The sequence below is a fragment of the Pseudomonas sp. UBA5706 genome, assembly GCF_002419965.1.
GTDB lineage: Bacteria > Pseudomonadota > Gammaproteobacteria > Pseudomonadales > Pseudomonadaceae > Aquipseudomonas.
Map to the genome: position 1 here is coordinate 31,976 of NZ_DIHC01000041.1, position 16,011 is coordinate 47,986.

Sequence of the window (16,011 nt, forward strand, 5' to 3'; positions counted from 1 at the left end):
CCTTGCGCGGTTTTTTCCGGGCAAAAAAAACGTCCCGCAAAGCCGGGACGTTTTGTGTTCGCAGTTACCGTTACACCGTAGTGGCAACCTTTGTAACCGGTTGAGTCCGACGACCCAATACACCTGCACCCGCCGCCACAAGGCCCGAGATGATCAGCGTGATCAGCAACAACCAAGCGCCTTGAGACACACGTTTGGCAGCAACGTCGGCTGCTTCGCGTGCTTTACGCTCTGCATCGGCCTTCAGCTCTTGATACTTGGCGTAAGCCTGTTGATACGCCTGCTGAGCCTGATCGACCATTTGGTTGGCCTCGGCATCGGTTTTACCGGTGCGTGCCTTGATCAGGTTAACGAACGCTTCACGGTCAGCCGCATCCCAAGCTTTGTCGCCTTTTGCCTTGATGCGATCCAGCAAACCGCTGAGTTGGGTATCGGTCGCCTGAGGGTTCTGCGCACTGCGCTGGGCAGTGTTCTTGGCATCCTGCCCAGTGGCCTTGGCTTCTTGCTTCACCGTGTCCGGGTTCAGCTCGGGTTTGCCAGTCTGGCGCATCGCGGTTTCGAGCTCGCCCTGAATATCATCCAGATTGAAATCGATACCCTGTTTACGCAGTTGATCTTGAACCGTATCGCCCAGGCGAGGCGCGACCTGCGAAATGCCGCTGCCGACAGCCGACAAACCGCTGCCTGCCAGATTAAGGCCGCTGCTGACAATACCTGTCACCGCGCTCGAGACCAGATACAAGGTGACCAGCGAGGTGGTCGCCCACACCAACAGGCCATGCATCGCGCCTTCGCGCTGGGCAAGACGTCCTGCCACCCAGCCACCGACGAACAACGAAATGATCCCGCTGGCCACGACCCAAATGGCGGTGCCTTTGCCCAGGCCGTCGAGCGGGTTGCCTTCCTGCAACGGGTCGATACTGGCAGAGCCAATCGCCGTACCCAGCAGGTTCAAAATGACGGACACCACCATCGCAAGCGCTACGCCGGCGAAAATAGCGCTCCAGGAAATTCGTTTAAGCAGTGGGGCCGAAGTGACATGCGTCTCTGGGTACACCACTGTGTTAGTGCGGTCATCGGTGATCATGGTGATGCTCCTTGGTCAAGCTCCCTGATTTAGCGTGCTGCGCCTGAGGTCAGGCGCAGCTCCTTGGAATATTGCGATGGGGGTCACGCAGCCGTCATTAGACGCTGCCGTTGCCCGAGGCAGCCTTTGTCAGCACTTTACCGTGCAGTTCAATGTTCTGATCCGCAGTGCCCGTGTAATCACCGCTCATGCCAACTTCGCCGGCCAGTTGCTTACGGCTGGCAAGATCATTTGGCAGGTTCAACGCCTTCAGGAGGTCCACGATGGACTCTTTAGGGTTCAGTGTTGGATGGTCTTTTGCCAGCGAGTCGAGTTTGGCGTCGACCTGTTCCTTAGTGGCGGGCGCTGCTGCCGCGGCAGAAGTTGCACCTGTGGGCGCTGTACCGGCAGGAGCAGCCGTGCCCCCGGTGGCCGGAGCGGCGGAAGGGTCAGATGACGCTTGCGTGCTCGCCTCAGCGTGGCCAATACCCAGTGCGGACAGGATTTTGTTGAAAAAGCTCATCGTTATTTCCTTTTACAAGTGATCATCTATCCAGTGCAAATCAGGCCGATAAGATCGACTTGAAGTTCACACCAGAGTGCGTGATGGCAAAATGGCTACTTCACAGCGGCAAATAGCGTTCGATACAGTTTTTATCGCGATTAGAAGACAGTTAATTCAAGCATCGTCTTCTAAGCGTCAACTGTGGCAACCAAACCTCAATGCCTGCCGCTATTAACTGGAGTTGTTCGCTCGCATTTCGGTTCCAACTAATGTTGGGCGTCGATTTTTATCGGACGAATGGTAGGGGTGCGCGGTAGTTGGCCGGCGGCGTATCTAAGGTCGCTCTAACGCGCCCGAGCTGTATCAATCGGCAAATAATAGAGCGGCTGAGAAAGGGGTTGTGGGTGATGGCATAAGACAGGCACCACCCATCTTTCCTTAGCATTTGCGCGGGTGTGGGCAGTACGGGTGAGTTGGAGGTGAGGGAGGTTTCTGGCCAGAGCCGCCGCAGTAGAGACGGCCCGGTTGAGTGTTTAGCGCTCGGCTTCGATACGAACGGCCAAGCCAGCGATCGAGGCTTCGACCAACGCTTTGGCGGCTTCGATGTGATGCACGACCGATCTGGCTAGGGGCCGAAATTCCGGCGAGGTGTTGTCCGCTGCTTCATAAGCGGTGGCGACCGCACAGTTCAGGTACTCATATACAAGGGTGAGGGCGTCGTCGACTCGAATGCCCGGTTGGACGCTGAACAGGCATTGATTGCCGACGTCGGCCCCGAAGGGAGTGGATTGGGTGACCGGGATTTCGGGGGGATGAGGGGTGGATCTGATCATGATTCAAGCTCCTGACGTGGTGGAGCCATCACGCTTCGCGACTAAACGAAAGGGCGGTGGCTGTACTCGGGTTAGTCGACCGGGACGTCAGGCACCCGGCGCACACGAATGTGCCCCTCGTACAGCCACCATAAAAACGCGCACCACTGTCTATAGGCAGTGGCGCGATTCATGAGGGCGTTACGCACCTGACGCTATTCGGGCGACTAAACCCGGTCGTTGGTTACAACGACGGGCGAAAGGTAGTCATAGTGCCAGGCGCGTTCAAGCGGATCGGCAGGATAGCGGCAAATTTCAGAAGCGTCCTACAACTCTGCATCGTTTTTGTTCGCGAATGTGTTTTTTTTAAACAACGCGACTAAACATTTTGTTCGGTTCACAACCACGCGTTTGCGCATTAGAGTCTGCTATCACACACACCGGGGGAACTGATATCGAGCGTTACAGCAATCTCAGTGGAGATTCGGGGGTCGTGGCTTTCCGATTGGAGGAAGGGTCGATCCTGGTGGAATTCGCCGACCAATCCCGCTATCTCTACAACACCATCAAGCCAGGCCCCGCAGCCGTTGCCGAACTGCAAAAACTCGCTCGCGCAGGGCAAGGATTGAACAGCTACATAAACCGGATCATTCGTAAAAACTACTTCGAGAAGCTCAGCTGATATCGGTCTCACCGCAACGAGAGGGCGAGTCAGGAGTGAATCCAACGCTTCGCCTCGGCAGCGGAACCTTCGTTGCCGCTCCCCACGCCATTAAGGAAGACAGCCATGGACGCACTCACCCAAACGCTCAAGCAAACCATCGAATCCGCCGACCGCGCCATCACGGCGCAAGACTACGACGCGCTCATGCAATTCTATGCAGACGATGCCAGCCTCGTCGTCAAACCCGGCCTGACCGTCACCGGCAAGGCCAGCATCCGCCGAGCGTTCATCGCCATCGCCGAGCACTTCAACAACAGCATGGTCGTCACACAAGGAAACATGCAGGTCATACCGGGCGGCGATGTGGCCCTTGTGATCATGGAAACGCTGCTGCACGCCACTGACCAAACGGGCACAGAAACCAACATCACGCGCCGGGCCACGTACGTCTTTAAAGAAGTGGCGGGGAAGTGGTTGTGCGTGGTGGATAACTCGTATGGCACAGCGCTGCTGGATTTTACTGACGACGCAGCGAGCGAGTGAGCTCGGCCTGTTGCCGCTCCGCGGGCTAACCCCCTGATCGAAGGACACCCCATGCTTATCGTATTCAGTGGCCTTCCCGGCACCGGGAAAACCACCATCGCCAAGGACCTCGCCGTCGCGTTAGGCGCCGTCTACCTGCGGATCGACACGATCGAGCAAGCGATTCAAAACGCCGGCGCGCTAGCACAAGGCGTGGGACGAAGCGGTTACCTGGTCGCCAATGCGCTTGCGCTCGACAATCTCCGCACAGGGCACGCGGTCGTCGCGGATTGCGTAAATCCGGTCACCGAAAGCCGTGCAGCGTGGAACGAAGTCGCCTCCAAGGCCGGCGTACGCCTGGTCAATATTCACGTGATTTGCTCGGACAAACATGAACATCAACGGCGGGTAGAAACAAGGCTGAGCGACGTTCCAGGGCTGACGCCACCCACCTGGCAAGCGGTGCTGGACCATGAATACGAAACGTGGGACGAACCCCCGTTTCGCATCGACACCGCCCAGGTTTCGCCGACGCAAGCGGTGTTGATGATCACCAGTCAATTCTGCCCTGTGAGGTGAATCGGCTGGGTGCCAGGTGAAAACTGCATGCCCCCGCGCTTATAAGTGAATGATTTTTCTACAGCAGCGATTTCTTCAGAAAAAATCGAGACCGTCCTTTCGGGAATTCTGGAAGCTCGCCGAACACTACATACCCTTGGCTTCGATAAAGCTTCAGCGCGTAAGGATTGAAGGTATCCAGCCAAGCAGCATGGCAGCCACGAAGGCGCGCCTGCGCCTCGGCATCCGCTAGAAGCCTCGCCGCAAGACCCCGCCCACGAAGCGTCTCCGGCAGCCACAGGTTTTCAATGAACAACCACCCCCAAGCCGTGTAGCCGCTTAAACCTCCCACCACCTCATCACCAAACTCGGCATGACGCACAAGGATCGCCAATGGCAGCTCGTTGGAGGGCCCAACCTCGCTTGCATTGAAGTTCATCAGCCCCTTTAGAATCAGGTCGTGGTCCGCTTCGCTGGGCGAGCACGATATTTCGAATGATATGGGGTCGTTTGTCATCGGGGCATATCTCTCAAGACTGGTTTGAGGTTTTCGGCGGCAATTCAGGCGTTATCACAGCGTAGTCTGCAAGACCGCGCTGTGTGACTTCAAAAAGTCACGCCGGTAACGGCCCCCAAGCCTAATGACGGTTAATTTCTCAACTTCATAGCGCGACTACGCCATTTTTTTATCGCGTCAGCTTCAAACTCTGTAACTACCATTCCCGCAACTATCAGGCATGCACCCGCGAGATTGACCAGCGCTAGCCTGTCACCGCCTAAAAAGTACCCAAAGATCCCCCCAAATACGGGTTCCAGCACCAAAATCAAAGCAATCCTTGCAGGCGACGAAGTTACCTGCGCCTTGGTTTGAACAAAATAAGCTGCGGCCGTTCCTAGGACGCCAATGATGATCACGGCAGACGTCGCCGAATAAGTTGTCGAAAGTTGAAAGCCGCCATCGAAGAAAGCCCATAGTAGTGACAACCCACCCACGACAGTGATTTGGACAAAAGCCAACACCGCTGCATCCACTCTCTTACTCACGTCGGACAATACAATGATATGCAGCGCCGTAAAGATTGCGCACACCAGCACCAAAAGATCGCCGTAATGGATAGCCAAACCTCGAAGCGTCAACAGCGCCAGCCCTACTGTGGCGATAGCGCCACCTAGGGCTTGGTTGTAGGTTGGCTTGGCTTTCAAGATCAGGAAAGCGAATAGCGGTGTAAAAACAATAGCAAGCCCGGTAATAAAACTGGCATTGGAAGCAGTCGTATATTTAATACCGCTTGTTTGAAACGCGAATGCAAAAAATAACGCAACCCCCGCCGCCCCCGCTTGCAAATAATGAGAGACCGATAGATGTGCCAGGCGGTTATACACGAAAGGAATCATGACCAACGCGCCGATGAGGAACCTCAGCGCATTGAAAGACGGCGCGTTCACCTCCTGCAAAGCAAGATGGATAGCCACAAATGACCAACCCCAAAGTGCCGTTATGAGCACAAGTGCCAAAGCCCAGTATTTCCCACTCATCAGGCAATCTCCCCTGTATTTAGCAGGAAAAGACCGGATATGGAAAACAAGATATCCAAAGCTTTGTAAGACGAAGGGGCTGGCTTGGAAAAACAATACGAGTATTTCAGCGCAATGGTGCCGCGCACTTCGACCGCAGTAGACAGGGTTATCATCAAACAAGGTATAGGTGTAGCAATCATGACCGCTCCTAGCCCCATGCTTATACCGAGCATGAGGAGAGGTTGTTTGTAGCGGTACCTGCGACCAAAGCTAGTCAATTAATCAAAAAACGGCAACGTTGGATGCTGGATTTATATAGAACTTTTAGTTATATAAAGCGCAGTGCAAGGCCCTTTATATCAGAGTAAGTCACGCTCGTTCGACGGAACACATCGCACGCAAATTCAGAAACGTCTGCCTGCAACGTGAGTGCGTGACAATTCAGAAGTCTTGAGTTCGTTGGACCAATCCGTGGAGAATCCTTCAACCATTCCAGGGTGTTACCTCGTACGAAACTCCGCCCATTTCGTTGCTTGTTACGTGAAGCGTAACAACATAAAGACCCGCATCTCTGCGAGCCCTTGTTTTGTATGGTGCGGCACCAGGAGTCGAAACAGTTTTTAACTATCTGATCTACCAATCTTTTACTTATATGTGATGGTCCGTCTATCCCTAAAACTATCCCGGCACCCGGGCTCGCTAAGCATTGATCGAGAGGGGAAAGCCAGAGTGGGACCGATTGCCCTCAATGCGTGGCTGCCTCTCATGCTTTCCTGAATCTGGGGGCGCGTTCTCCAACTACGATAAGCGACAGCTCACGATGAAAGGCTACCGTTGTTAGACGGCCGCTATCGGCCACGAGCGGACGGTCGCCGCTCCGAAATTGAGGGGTACTCGCGAGCTGCGCGCCCTCTATTCGTCCATTCTATCTACTATTTAGAGGTGCCATTGGCATATGCCAGAAACGCTTGTCAGGCGTCAATAATAAGAAACGTCAGCATTGACATCAGTAGATACACGTTTAATTGACACTCTGCCAACTGACTTCCTATCAGTGTAATATTTTCCTGAAAGCATAAGCGCTGAGCCATCCTCAATAACGTCAAAAATTGTCGAGCCTACATAATCTCCCCAGGAGGGATTCTTTGGCGTAGATCGGTAAACATAATAGAGCTTTTTTTTATTTAACTCTACCGTTGGCGTCGTTTCGAGCGTTACAGATTTAACTGTTTCGCCATGCATATCTATTTCAGTGACTAGAAGGGCTTGCCTTATAATAGCTCTTACCTCAAAACTCTTCAGGTCTTCTGTAATTACTTGGCCAAGCCAGACACCATTTAAATCCGGATAAAGGTCCTTTTTGAAAACTCTGGCTATAAACCAGATTTTCCGAGAAATGAATGGCGATAACAACATAAACATCACCAGCGTGGATGCGGCAGTCGAGATCGTTGTGAGCTTAAAGATGCTTATGTCGGCATTAGTTAGATTTTGTACAAGAATGTATACTGCAACGGCAATGGAAATGGATGTCAGAACTACGGCTTTTAACAGCAAATCAAATCTAACTACCCTAAACATTTTTTGACCTATTTAAGCGCATTGAAGTCCGAAAGTTTATTCTTTCCATTGCTTTTTGAGTTTAACAAAGCAATATATGCTTCTCTCAAGCTAGAGCCAACACCTGCTGAAAAAGTGATTCCATGTGTGGTGCATGAATTTATCCTGATGAACAGCTCTTCAAAATTGCAGTCAGTGTTTGTTCTCGCAACAACGCCATCAGCAGCTCTAAAAATCACATAAAACCCATTTAATTCTAACAGAGTCGCAATTTTTAAAGTAGACTCCTCTATTTGCTTGCTGATTAAATTTAGCTTATTTTCATCATTCCAAAGATAGCAAGATGTTATTTTGTTTCCTATGTCGTCGCCATCAATAGATATATATTTCAAAGTAGTAGCTCGCTCTGCTCAGGCACTAGATCAGTGATCATATCATGGTTTTTAGCGTTGATCCGAGACTCTGAAATCGACGCCAATGGGCAGCGAAGGAAACCAACAGCATTGGGGCATTTTGGCGCCCCAATTACCGTAACCATGGCCATGGTATCGCCATGAAATGGGATCACAAATACTTTATAGTAATTCGGCAACCGAGTAGTCCAAGGAGTCTAGGATTCTGTTAGATACGACCTAAGGATTTTTTCACGCTGCGAGAAGGAGTCTCGGCCGCGTTGAAATAGTATGTCAAGCTTATCGAGATTATGCTCCAACAAATCAGTTGCCATATGAGGCTCAGTAAACGAGTCGCTAATTCTTACTGTTTCAATATCGTCAAATAGTATGCTTCTTAACTGATCCATAGACTGGGTGTTAATTTCTAATGTCTTCTGGAGCAGGCGAACGCTAACTAGGCGACTGATAAGTCTTTCAACAATTGAGCCTTTGGGTTTCGGATAAAATCCAACCCCGACACTTACAACTCGAATGTCAGATTTTGATTTATTCAGACTTTTAACTGCGTCAGCGATGGCGTACAAGGTCGGGTTGTTTGCGCAAAAACCGCCATCTATCAGTTGAATCTTCTCTCCGAGGCTTGTGTGAACGGTGGTGGGTTCAAAAAAAGGAAAGGCGGAGCAAGATGCTCTGATTGCATCTTTGATTGGCACACCGAAGCCTGGAACAAAGCTGGCCTGCCGTCCGTGAGCCTGTTTCGGGTCACTTTTAAAAATCATTGGGCGTTCTTGAATCCAACGAGAGGCAACAACCCCGAGGCCTGTTTGAACATCATGAAATGTTGCGTCCCCAAATACCTCCTCAGCCAATTTTGAAAGTGATGCAGTTCGGCCGGAGCGCGAGTTGTGCTTCATGACCTTCGGAACATGCTCACGATACAACTCTAAAATATAATCAACCTCATATCCAAGTGCAATTAAAGAGGCAATGATCGAACCGGTGCTTGTCCCAAATACTAAATCAAAGGTCTGATGAAGTTTCTTGCCAGTCAGAGATTCGATTTCCTTAAGCACTCCTAGGCTATAAAAACCTTTAGCGCCCCCTCCATCTAAAGAGAGGATCCTGAATGGCCGCTTTGTTAAATCCTGCCTCTCGTTGTCAGTCATCATGAATGATATTACCTTGTGAGTCGCATCCAATTAATCAAATACCGTATCCGCGACAATGCGGTGTTCAAGAATGCTAGTATCGATAACGGCATTCCAAGGCTCGATCTCTTTGGCGACGGAGAGCGAAAGTTCTTGAAGCTCTTGTCTTAACAAAATTAAAGCCGGTAACCTTGCTGGAGTATCGAAGATTTTCCGAGTGCCATTCGGGACTGTGAGCGAGTTTCGATATTCGGGGGCTCCGATCAAAAACGTGAAGAAAGCCTCGACTCTTAGGACCAAAGCAACACGCTGATAAACTGGTACATTAAGGCGTTCACCCATATGGTAAGCTAACGCAGTCAAGTCGTAGCTAGATAAACCTTTCGCAACCTTCTTGTCGGCCTCTTCCATATCTGAAACCAGGGTCTTAAGTAGCCGGATTACACACTTAACATTTCCTGAATAGCGAGAATCCTTTAGATTCACCTCTTCAATGTGCTTAAATGGGAAATTTGTTATGAACCCATCGTCAGACTTACTATAAATTTTGATTCCGCGATCAGCTTGGTTTCTTGTACGCTGGTAACCAACACTATCAAACCAAACGGCAGGGACTATATCTACTGGAACTCGTAGACTTCCTCCTTCCATGGCAATAGATTTGTCATTACTTTTGACATCTACAGCAGGGAAATTCTCAGGAAGAATTATTTCAGATTTTTTACGGATATCTTTTATTATCTGCAAAAGAGACCGAGAGTCGCTAGCGGCCACATACGCAGTTGAACTAACGCGGGGACTTTCTACGAACAACGTCTCACGCTCGACGATGAGCATATCAACGTCAGAGGCACCTTTAATATGTATGTTTAACGCCACTGATCCTTGGAGTACCCCAGTTACTCTCTCGCCCCGAGCCTCAAGAGATTTTATTAGACTGTCGGCGACTCGCTGGCCCTCGCCTTTAGAAATTTCTGTACCACGCTTAGACACTGGCGCCATCGCGCCGACCACATATCTTATACCTGTCGACTCCTTCAGACCTTCATAACTTTCGAATGACTCGTTGAGAGACTTTGAAAGTGATCCGGTGACTGAGTCAAGAGTAACTCCACTACTAGCTAAGTCATTGAAAGCTCGGCGCTGTCTGAGTGAGTTGAGTCTGCGATTAAAGTCCATTTATTTCTCAGTAATAATTAATATATTGTTTAAGTCGTCGAAGCAATCCTCTCAGGAGCTGTCGCTTTGCTTCAAGAGTAGGAGTCGAAACTCACGACTTCTCTGGTCGTTTCTGCGTACCTCTTGGGTTGACTTCTGCTCTCCTTGACGCTCTGTGCTAGGCATCCGGCTTTCGAAAAATTGTGTGCCTAAGCTGGTCTGATCAGCGAGCGTTTCAGAATCTCACGACGTTTGCGTATGAGCAATAGGCCAGTACGCTCGTTAATGCTACCGCCCCCCGTTCTCACCACTTTCAGTACCGAAACACATAGCGTATCGGCGTTCGCACACGTGACATCGGCAGTTTTTCACGCAGTGCAGGGGTTAACGCCTCATCGGGTTTGATAGGGTTCCTGACATGTTTCGCCCTCATCCATCTTTACCCCTTGTCTCCTGTAGCACGCATATCTGTAGGGCACATATTGTCTTGCGTCACCATGTGCAGATCGCCGATGAGCATCCTGTGTTTTAAGCCGACACACGCCGGCTGAATATGACCGTTGACTCAGGACCAACTGCCCTGAGCGAACGGCAGCTATGGGTCGAGAGCCGCCAGCGGGTTGCATACAAAGAAAATTGCTACATGAACGCTACGCGAATGGTCCCGGCGACGGGCCCCCTGCGCGTGGGATGGGTTGATTGGCTGGTGGTCATCACTCTCACCCTCCGCTGGATTGAATCCGTTGCGTAACCTAGGAGTCGCGCGACATACTCCGGGTTAGATTCCGAGTCTGCGGGGAATTAGGCGCAGCCAGCTGCTCGTCCAGATTTCCCACGCTAGAGCGATCAGCCGATCCCTGAGGAGAGTAGCCTGCAATAGATCCATCCAGGCAAAGATGATCATCGCGACATCGGTTTAAGCTTCGACTTATCAAAAAAATCGAATACAATTGGCGTATGTATGGCGGCAATTCGTTGGTTGCGCGGATCACAGCAAGCATTCAGTAATGCGTGGCGAAACTTTTGATATTTAGGGGTTGCACTAATGTTAGCACCGGAATCAAGATTTCAATCTGATGCAGTTATATCAGCGTGGAAGTATATTTGTCAGCTTCGAGTACAGTTACAGAAAAACAAGGCTAGCTTAGTGTTAGGCGCTGGCATTAGCTGGGATCTAAAGCTTCCCTTATGGGGAAGTCTAATTGATAGGATAAAGGCCGCGATGCAACCGAATGCAGCTGAAGCGATGTTGGTTTCGGATGCGCCAGGCAAAGCAGCTTTAGTTTTGTTTGAGATTTTTTGCTCTTATAAGAAAGCAGAGATTGAAAGTGGGGGATTATATGCTGACTCGAATTTGGTTGAGCGTAAGATTCTATCCGACTGGCGTGAATTGATACATGCGGCATTATATAGCGAGACGAAGGATGGTGGCCGTCGAAAAACCATTAGCGATCACCCTTATTTTGGTGAAATGATAGCTTTTATTAAGCAGTCGGAGCTGACTGTTAACTATAATTTTGACGATTATATTGAGTTTGGGTTGTCATGCGCGGATCTTAATCCGACTAGTAATGAGCGCCCGTATCAAACGATCTGGTCACATCATGCTCAGTTCACGAAGGACAAATGCGTAATTTATCATCCTAACGGTTTTTTGCCATTTGATAAGAAAAAGTTTCAAAGCGAGAATCTGATATTTTCGGATGGTGCTTTTGCTGATCAGCTACTTGACGGGATTGGTGGAGGTCTTTCAACACTGCTACATGTTTTGACCAAAAAAACTAGCATCTTGCTAGGGCATTCACTTACGGATTCGACTTTATTGCACCTGTTGCGCAAGGCTGCAACTATAAGCCCAGGGAACTATAACTACTTCATCAGATACATGAGGGATGATGAAATACTTGACAACCAATCAAAGGCGGCCATTTTTGAGGCCAACTTCAACAACTATAATTTGATCACTTTGTTTTTTAAGAATTCAGAAATTAAAGAATTTTTGAACGCCATAACTCTCCCACAAGACGAGTTCCTGTTGGAGTCTGATGTACTTGGTCTGCCGACAAAATATTGTTACTACATGGTCGGTTCAATCGGCATTGGAAAGTCGACAGTTTTGAGCCAATTTGGGAATCTGATTACCCTCGATGAGTGGTTTGACGAACGCCCTACTGAGATGGCGAATGCCCCTGATCACCTGTCCACCCATAAAACCATGACAATTGACTCATGGACAAACCAGCAGTTTGGCAAGAAAAATAACTACTTGGCTACCAAAGCAGTGGGTATATTTATTATTGACCGCTCACCTATAGATCCGCTGACGTTTGTTGTAGACGTAACTGTCGAGGAAAGGGCCCGTTCGATGCTGAGTCAGGGGATTAGACCTGGTAAGTCATCTAGAACGATCCAAAGCGGGGAAGTGATCCACATGGTTGGAGATCCTAACGAAATCTGGTCGAGATTAATCACTAAGAGAAAGGAAACCAGTTGGCCTCCCGAGAAAATAGAAAAGCTTCAATGTAAGAGCTTAGAACTATACGAGCCTTTGAAGCCCAGAATTATTCATTCTACCAGTCGAAAGGAAGTAGATATTATACGTGACGTCGCTAAAATAATTTTTTCTTCTGCGTATTCTCCAGCGGATTTGGACTCTGAGATGAGGAAGATTGCCAATGCATAAAAAAATGAGTTTGTACCTTGCCGCTCCACTTTTTAATGACATGGAGCTAAACTATAACGCTAATCTAAGAGATGCTTTATCACCATTTTTTAATGTTTTTTTACCTCAGGAAGATGGCCTGTTATTACGGGAGATTGTGGATGCCGGTGTCCACGAGGAGGTTGCGTCGAGAATGGTTTTCGACGCTGATATCCAAGCAATGGCAGAGGCCGATATAATATTGGCCGTGCTCCATGGGGCGCATATAGATGAAGGTGTGGCCTTCGAATTGGGTTATGGCTTTGCCCATGGAAAGCGTTGTATTGCATTGCAAGAGGACATTCGGCAAGCGCTGCCCACTGGAAACAATCCAATGATCAGCCAAAGCTGTGAAAGAGTATTTAATTATAAGCAAGACCTTCTTGCATGGCTTGGAAGTAATTTTTCAGCCAACTTTGTCTCAGTAAGAAATGAGTCGCAACCGGTTGAAAATTTAATGTGCCTGACAAACACAAACTTGTAGCGCCGGGTAGTAGTGCTGCTTAGTTGCAAGGCGACGTTGACAATTGTCTGACTAGCCCGGTCAAACGTCAAGCTGGTCGTTAGGCGTTCTTTTGTATCGATTACCAATACCCTTCTGGATTGGTCGAATATACAGCTGTTTTTGATTCATCGAGGACGATGGCGAGCTGAGTGGAAGAAAAAATACGCTCCTAGTTTGGATTGGCTCGCTCGGATGTTATGTATGGCACGTTTTCGCCCAGCTTGGACCATATGCAGACAGTCAGCGTTGGGGGCAGGAGTTGGCCAGGAGCGGTCAGTTAGGTTCGCTTAAGAATTTGGCTTGTAGAGGCTTAGCCTTAGGCGGTAGAAGCCTGAAGGCGAAAGCTAAGGGAGCCGGTTACCCCTCAAACCGATGATCACTGTAATAGTGGCAAAAATTTTGGAAATACTGATGCTCGGCGTGCAATCTGAATGCATAGGCAATTAGGTCGTCACATCAGTATCTGCCCGCTCAGGAGATTTTATGGCTAGGTTACTCTTGCAACTGACATACGACTGCAATACCGATTTACCTCAAAAATTCTGGCTAACGCGTTCACACTTAAAAACTCTTTTGGAGATGCTGGAGAAAGGCAAACCAAGCAGGCGAAAAATTGACACTAACTACTTTCAATACAATGGTTTTTCCTTGGGATTCAACTCATCTAAAGAGAATGCCGGTAAATACGGATTTGAAGAAAACCCTGCTGAAATCAAGCAAAAAATAAAAGGGCTATTGCTAATCTAGCTCGGTCACGCTAACAAAGTATATTTTGCCGTTCGAGTGACCGCTTCTGACCATTCTAATTGCTGTCGCTGCTAGGAGCTATGGGTGAAAAGTCGCACTCCATGGCAGGCAGCTTTTGGCCGATATCTGCCATTAGCAATCGGTGGCATTCGATCAAAAGCGGTCAATCAAATATATCTAAAGAACAAGTGGCAACTCAGTGCCTGATCAGATGGGGCACTGATTAAGCGACAGCAGGTTATTATTCCATTGCTTATCTGCATAAGTACGCAAATACGGAGCACGACCAGATTCGCGTACGACACCAATATCTGCACGGGCACCACTTACCGGATCGATCACGTAGAAAGTATTTGTACCAGCATCAATACTGGCAATCACTTGCTCGCGAGTCCAGCGCCATTTATTTGCTGGATTGCCTAGGTGAGTTATGTGTTCATGGGAACTATTTACATTGGGTTTGTTAATGCACGTTACTTGAGCGTCGGCCATTTTGATTTCCTTTTCACGGTTGTGCTTTATAAAAAACTGACTGCCACTCATTTGTACCGGCCCAATGACACCTTAGTCAATACTCCTTTGGTCCGCCGTTAGTTTCACGGACAAACGGATTGTCTGCTCTTGGCCATTGCAGCCGGTCATGATTATCAGGATCTCATCCCCCTCCGAGCTTGAAAACCCAAGACTTTTCTAGACGTAGCGCTAGCAGGCGGACCGTCAGCACGTAGTAGTACTGCGTTGCCCGACTGTGTTCGCTCAAGCAATTCTCAAGAAACCACACCACATGCTTCCTGTGCCAATTCCAAGGGTTTTCCCGGTGCCAGCGCTCCGCGATTGCAACCTGAATGATTTTTGCCTGGCGCACATGACGTTGTCGCGTTGCTTGCGAACCAACCAGCACGCCAGCCAGGAACAGCTCTATATCGAATGACTTACTCACGTCCGTCCTCCGATGTAGGCAGCGACCACATCGATCCGACCGTGCCCTAGCTCATAGTTGACTTGCTTCCGCGCTTCATGATCGAGGCGCGGATTCAGCTGGCAACATTTACCACCGTTGATAGGTGCGCGATGTTGTGTAATTTGCTTGTAGCGCTCACACGCATACGCGGCTCGTAGCTCATGGAAGCCTTTGAGTTTGTGTGCATGAATGGTGTCGCGCGCAGGACGGACGATTTCCTGAAGAATGCTCAAGTAGCTTTCGTTCGAAGCAATGAGGTTCCGGCTACCAGCAGGCGACGCCTGCTTCGCAAACTCAAGCGCGCCACGAATATGGTCGTCCACCGCAATCCAGCGATGTGCTGATGCACCGGCGCGGCCGCCTTTGGTGCCGTCCTGAATGTTGATCTTGGCTAAGCTTTCAGCCTCTCGGCTCAACCGTGGCAGGTCAGCCAAGATGGCTTCACGCAAACGCATACCGGTGGCTCGTGTCAGCTGCACGATCGCGGCGGCCCTTAGCTGTTGGCGGCTGCAAAGTGCCTCGACTATTCGCTGTATGTGTTCGCGATCTTGGCCCTGCGGCACCGATTGACGGACCCCGGTACGCTGCATACCCAACGCCTTGCTCGGACTTGGCACTTTCACATACTGATCACCGCGAAGCGCCGCCATGGTCCTGTTAACACTGGATAGCCGGTTTTGTGCAGTGCTGATGGCTAGGTCGCCGTGCTCAACCAGGCCGCGAACGTACGCGGCATAGTTCGACAACACCTCGCGGTCAATCTGCCGCGCATCGTTGACGCCGGGCCCCGCTTCAGACCGGCACCACTTTACGAATGCCCGCCACCGATCACTGTGCGCCTTGACCGTGCCGTAGTGGCCGCTGCCAAACATGTCTTTGAGCGCCTGCGGCCCCGCGTAGCTCAATTGTCTGCCGTAGCCGAAATTGCGACCATCGCGTCTACCCACTAATGCCATGCCGCACACCTCCTACCCGTTTCTCCAGTTCTGCCCCACGTCATCCCGCCAAGAATGTTGAGTGTTATCAGGGATCAAGGCCCCTGCGGCCTGTGGGGATGTCCACTAACGCTGGACTTACGGCTCCTTACGACCGGGAGCTTGGGCATCTCATGATCTGGCCTCCTGAGCACCGATACCGGTGGGCGGGTGGAGGCTGCATTGGCTGACGAAACCAGCGCCGCGAGATCCTGAG

At 50.1% G+C, this 16,011-nt stretch carries 19 protein-coding genes; 6 read left to right on the top strand and 13 right to left on the bottom strand.

Features of this window, described 5'->3' with window-relative positions; genetic code table 11:
- Positions 1-70 precede the first annotated feature (70 nt).
- From B3I26_RS19680 to B3I26_RS19690, 3 genes are all read right to left on the bottom strand, one after another.
- Positions 71-1,087 carry a TIGR04086 family membrane protein gene (locus B3I26_RS19680; protein ID WP_296260100.1) on the bottom strand — a complete coding sequence of 339 codons (1,017 nt, stop codon included), beginning with the start codon at positions 1,085-1,087 and terminating at the stop codon, positions 71-73.
- A 97-nt stretch (positions 1,088-1,184) separates the two neighbouring features.
- A complete protein-coding gene (locus tag B3I26_RS19685; protein WP_296260101.1) occupies positions 1,185-1,589 on the bottom strand; it encodes a DUF3597 family protein in 405 nt (134 codons plus the stop codon).
- Between the two features lie 515 nt (positions 1,590-2,104).
- A complete protein-coding gene (locus tag B3I26_RS19690; protein WP_296260103.1) occupies positions 2,105-2,404 on the bottom strand; it encodes a DUF6124 family protein in 300 nt (99 codons plus the stop codon).
- 472 nt (positions 2,405-2,876) lie between these two features.
- On the opposite strand from B3I26_RS19690, the gene B3I26_RS19695 reads away from it, so the two are divergent.
- The 3 genes from B3I26_RS19695 (at position 2,877) to B3I26_RS19705 (ending at position 4,148) form a co-directional block, all read left to right on the top strand.
- A complete protein-coding gene (locus tag B3I26_RS19695) occupies positions 2,877-3,065 on the top strand; it encodes a hypothetical protein (protein WP_296260105.1) in 189 nt (62 codons plus the stop codon).
- A 105-nt stretch (positions 3,066-3,170) separates the two neighbouring features.
- Complete coding sequence (locus B3I26_RS19700) at positions 3,171-3,590, top strand: YybH family protein (RefSeq protein WP_296260106.1); 420 nt, start codon at positions 3,171-3,173, stop codon at positions 3,588-3,590.
- A 51-nt stretch (positions 3,591-3,641) separates the two neighbouring features.
- Positions 3,642-4,148 carry an AAA family ATPase gene (locus tag B3I26_RS19705; RefSeq protein WP_296260108.1) on the top strand — a complete coding sequence of 169 codons (507 nt, stop codon included), beginning with the start codon at positions 3,642-3,644 and terminating at the stop codon, positions 4,146-4,148.
- A 58-nt stretch (positions 4,149-4,206) separates the two neighbouring features.
- Here the strand turns inward: B3I26_RS19705 and B3I26_RS19710 are convergent, their stop codons facing one another.
- The 7 genes from B3I26_RS19710 to B3I26_RS19740 form a co-directional block, all read right to left on the bottom strand.
- Entirely contained in the window at positions 4,207-4,644 is a 438-nt protein-coding gene (locus B3I26_RS19710; RefSeq protein ID WP_296260111.1) for a GNAT family N-acetyltransferase, read from the bottom strand.
- A gap of 131 nt (positions 4,645-4,775) precedes the next feature.
- Complete coding sequence (locus tag B3I26_RS19715) at positions 4,776-5,663, bottom strand: DMT family transporter (protein ID WP_296260112.1); 888 nt, start codon at positions 5,661-5,663, stop codon at positions 4,776-4,778.
- Complete coding sequence (locus B3I26_RS19720; RefSeq protein WP_296260114.1) at positions 5,663-5,845, bottom strand: hypothetical protein; 183 nt, start codon at positions 5,843-5,845, stop codon at positions 5,663-5,665. The genes B3I26_RS19715 and B3I26_RS19720 overlap by 1 nt, the downstream gene beginning before the upstream one ends.
- Before the next feature lie 778 nt (positions 5,846-6,623).
- The gene (locus B3I26_RS19725; protein WP_296260115.1) at positions 6,624-7,226 is read right to left on the bottom strand and encodes a hypothetical protein; all 603 of its coding nucleotides are present in this window, start codon (positions 7,224-7,226) and stop codon (positions 6,624-6,626) included.
- A gap of 8 nt (positions 7,227-7,234) precedes the next feature.
- Entirely contained in the window at positions 7,235-7,597 is a 363-nt protein-coding gene (locus B3I26_RS19730; protein WP_296260116.1) for a mCpol domain-containing protein, read from the bottom strand.
- 218 nt (positions 7,598-7,815) lie between these two features.
- Positions 7,816-8,769 carry a patatin-like phospholipase family protein gene (locus B3I26_RS19735; RefSeq protein ID WP_296260118.1) on the bottom strand — a complete coding sequence of 318 codons (954 nt, stop codon included), beginning with the start codon at positions 8,767-8,769 and terminating at the stop codon, positions 7,816-7,818.
- A gap of 30 nt (positions 8,770-8,799) precedes the next feature.
- Positions 8,800-9,927, bottom strand: a complete 1,128-nt coding sequence (locus B3I26_RS19740) for a hypothetical protein (protein WP_296260119.1) — start codon at positions 9,925-9,927, stop codon at positions 8,800-8,802.
- Between the two features lie 1,024 nt (positions 9,928-10,951).
- Here B3I26_RS19740 and B3I26_RS19745 point away from each other — a divergent pair.
- From B3I26_RS19745 to B3I26_RS19755, 3 genes are all read left to right on the top strand, one after another.
- Entirely contained in the window at positions 10,952-12,589 is a 1,638-nt protein-coding gene (locus B3I26_RS19745; protein ID WP_296260120.1) for an SIR2 family protein, read from the top strand.
- Positions 12,582-13,091 carry a nucleoside 2-deoxyribosyltransferase gene (locus B3I26_RS19750; RefSeq protein WP_296260122.1) on the top strand — a complete coding sequence of 170 codons (510 nt, stop codon included), beginning with the start codon at positions 12,582-12,584 and terminating at the stop codon, positions 13,089-13,091. The genes B3I26_RS19745 and B3I26_RS19750 overlap by 8 nt, the downstream gene beginning before the upstream one ends.
- Positions 13,092-13,595: 504 nt before the next feature.
- Positions 13,596-13,859, top strand: coding sequence for a hypothetical protein (locus tag B3I26_RS19755; protein WP_296260124.1), 264 nt, complete (start codon positions 13,596-13,598; stop codon positions 13,857-13,859).
- Positions 13,860-14,066: 207 nt separating this feature from the next.
- On the opposite strand, the gene B3I26_RS19760 is transcribed toward B3I26_RS19755, so the two are convergent.
- From B3I26_RS19760 to B3I26_RS19770, 3 genes are all read right to left on the bottom strand, one after another.
- Positions 14,067-14,351, bottom strand: coding sequence for a DUF3892 domain-containing protein (locus B3I26_RS19760; protein WP_296260127.1), 285 nt, complete (start codon positions 14,349-14,351; stop codon positions 14,067-14,069).
- 163 nt (positions 14,352-14,514) lie between these two features.
- Positions 14,515-14,799, bottom strand: a complete 285-nt coding sequence (locus B3I26_RS19765; protein ID WP_296260128.1) for a hypothetical protein — start codon at positions 14,797-14,799, stop codon at positions 14,515-14,517.
- Entirely contained in the window at positions 14,796-15,776 is a 981-nt protein-coding gene (locus B3I26_RS19770; protein WP_296260130.1) for an integrase domain-containing protein, read from the bottom strand. Before B3I26_RS19770 ends, B3I26_RS19765 begins: the two co-directional genes overlap by 4 nt.
- Positions 15,777-16,011: the final 235 nt, after the last annotated feature.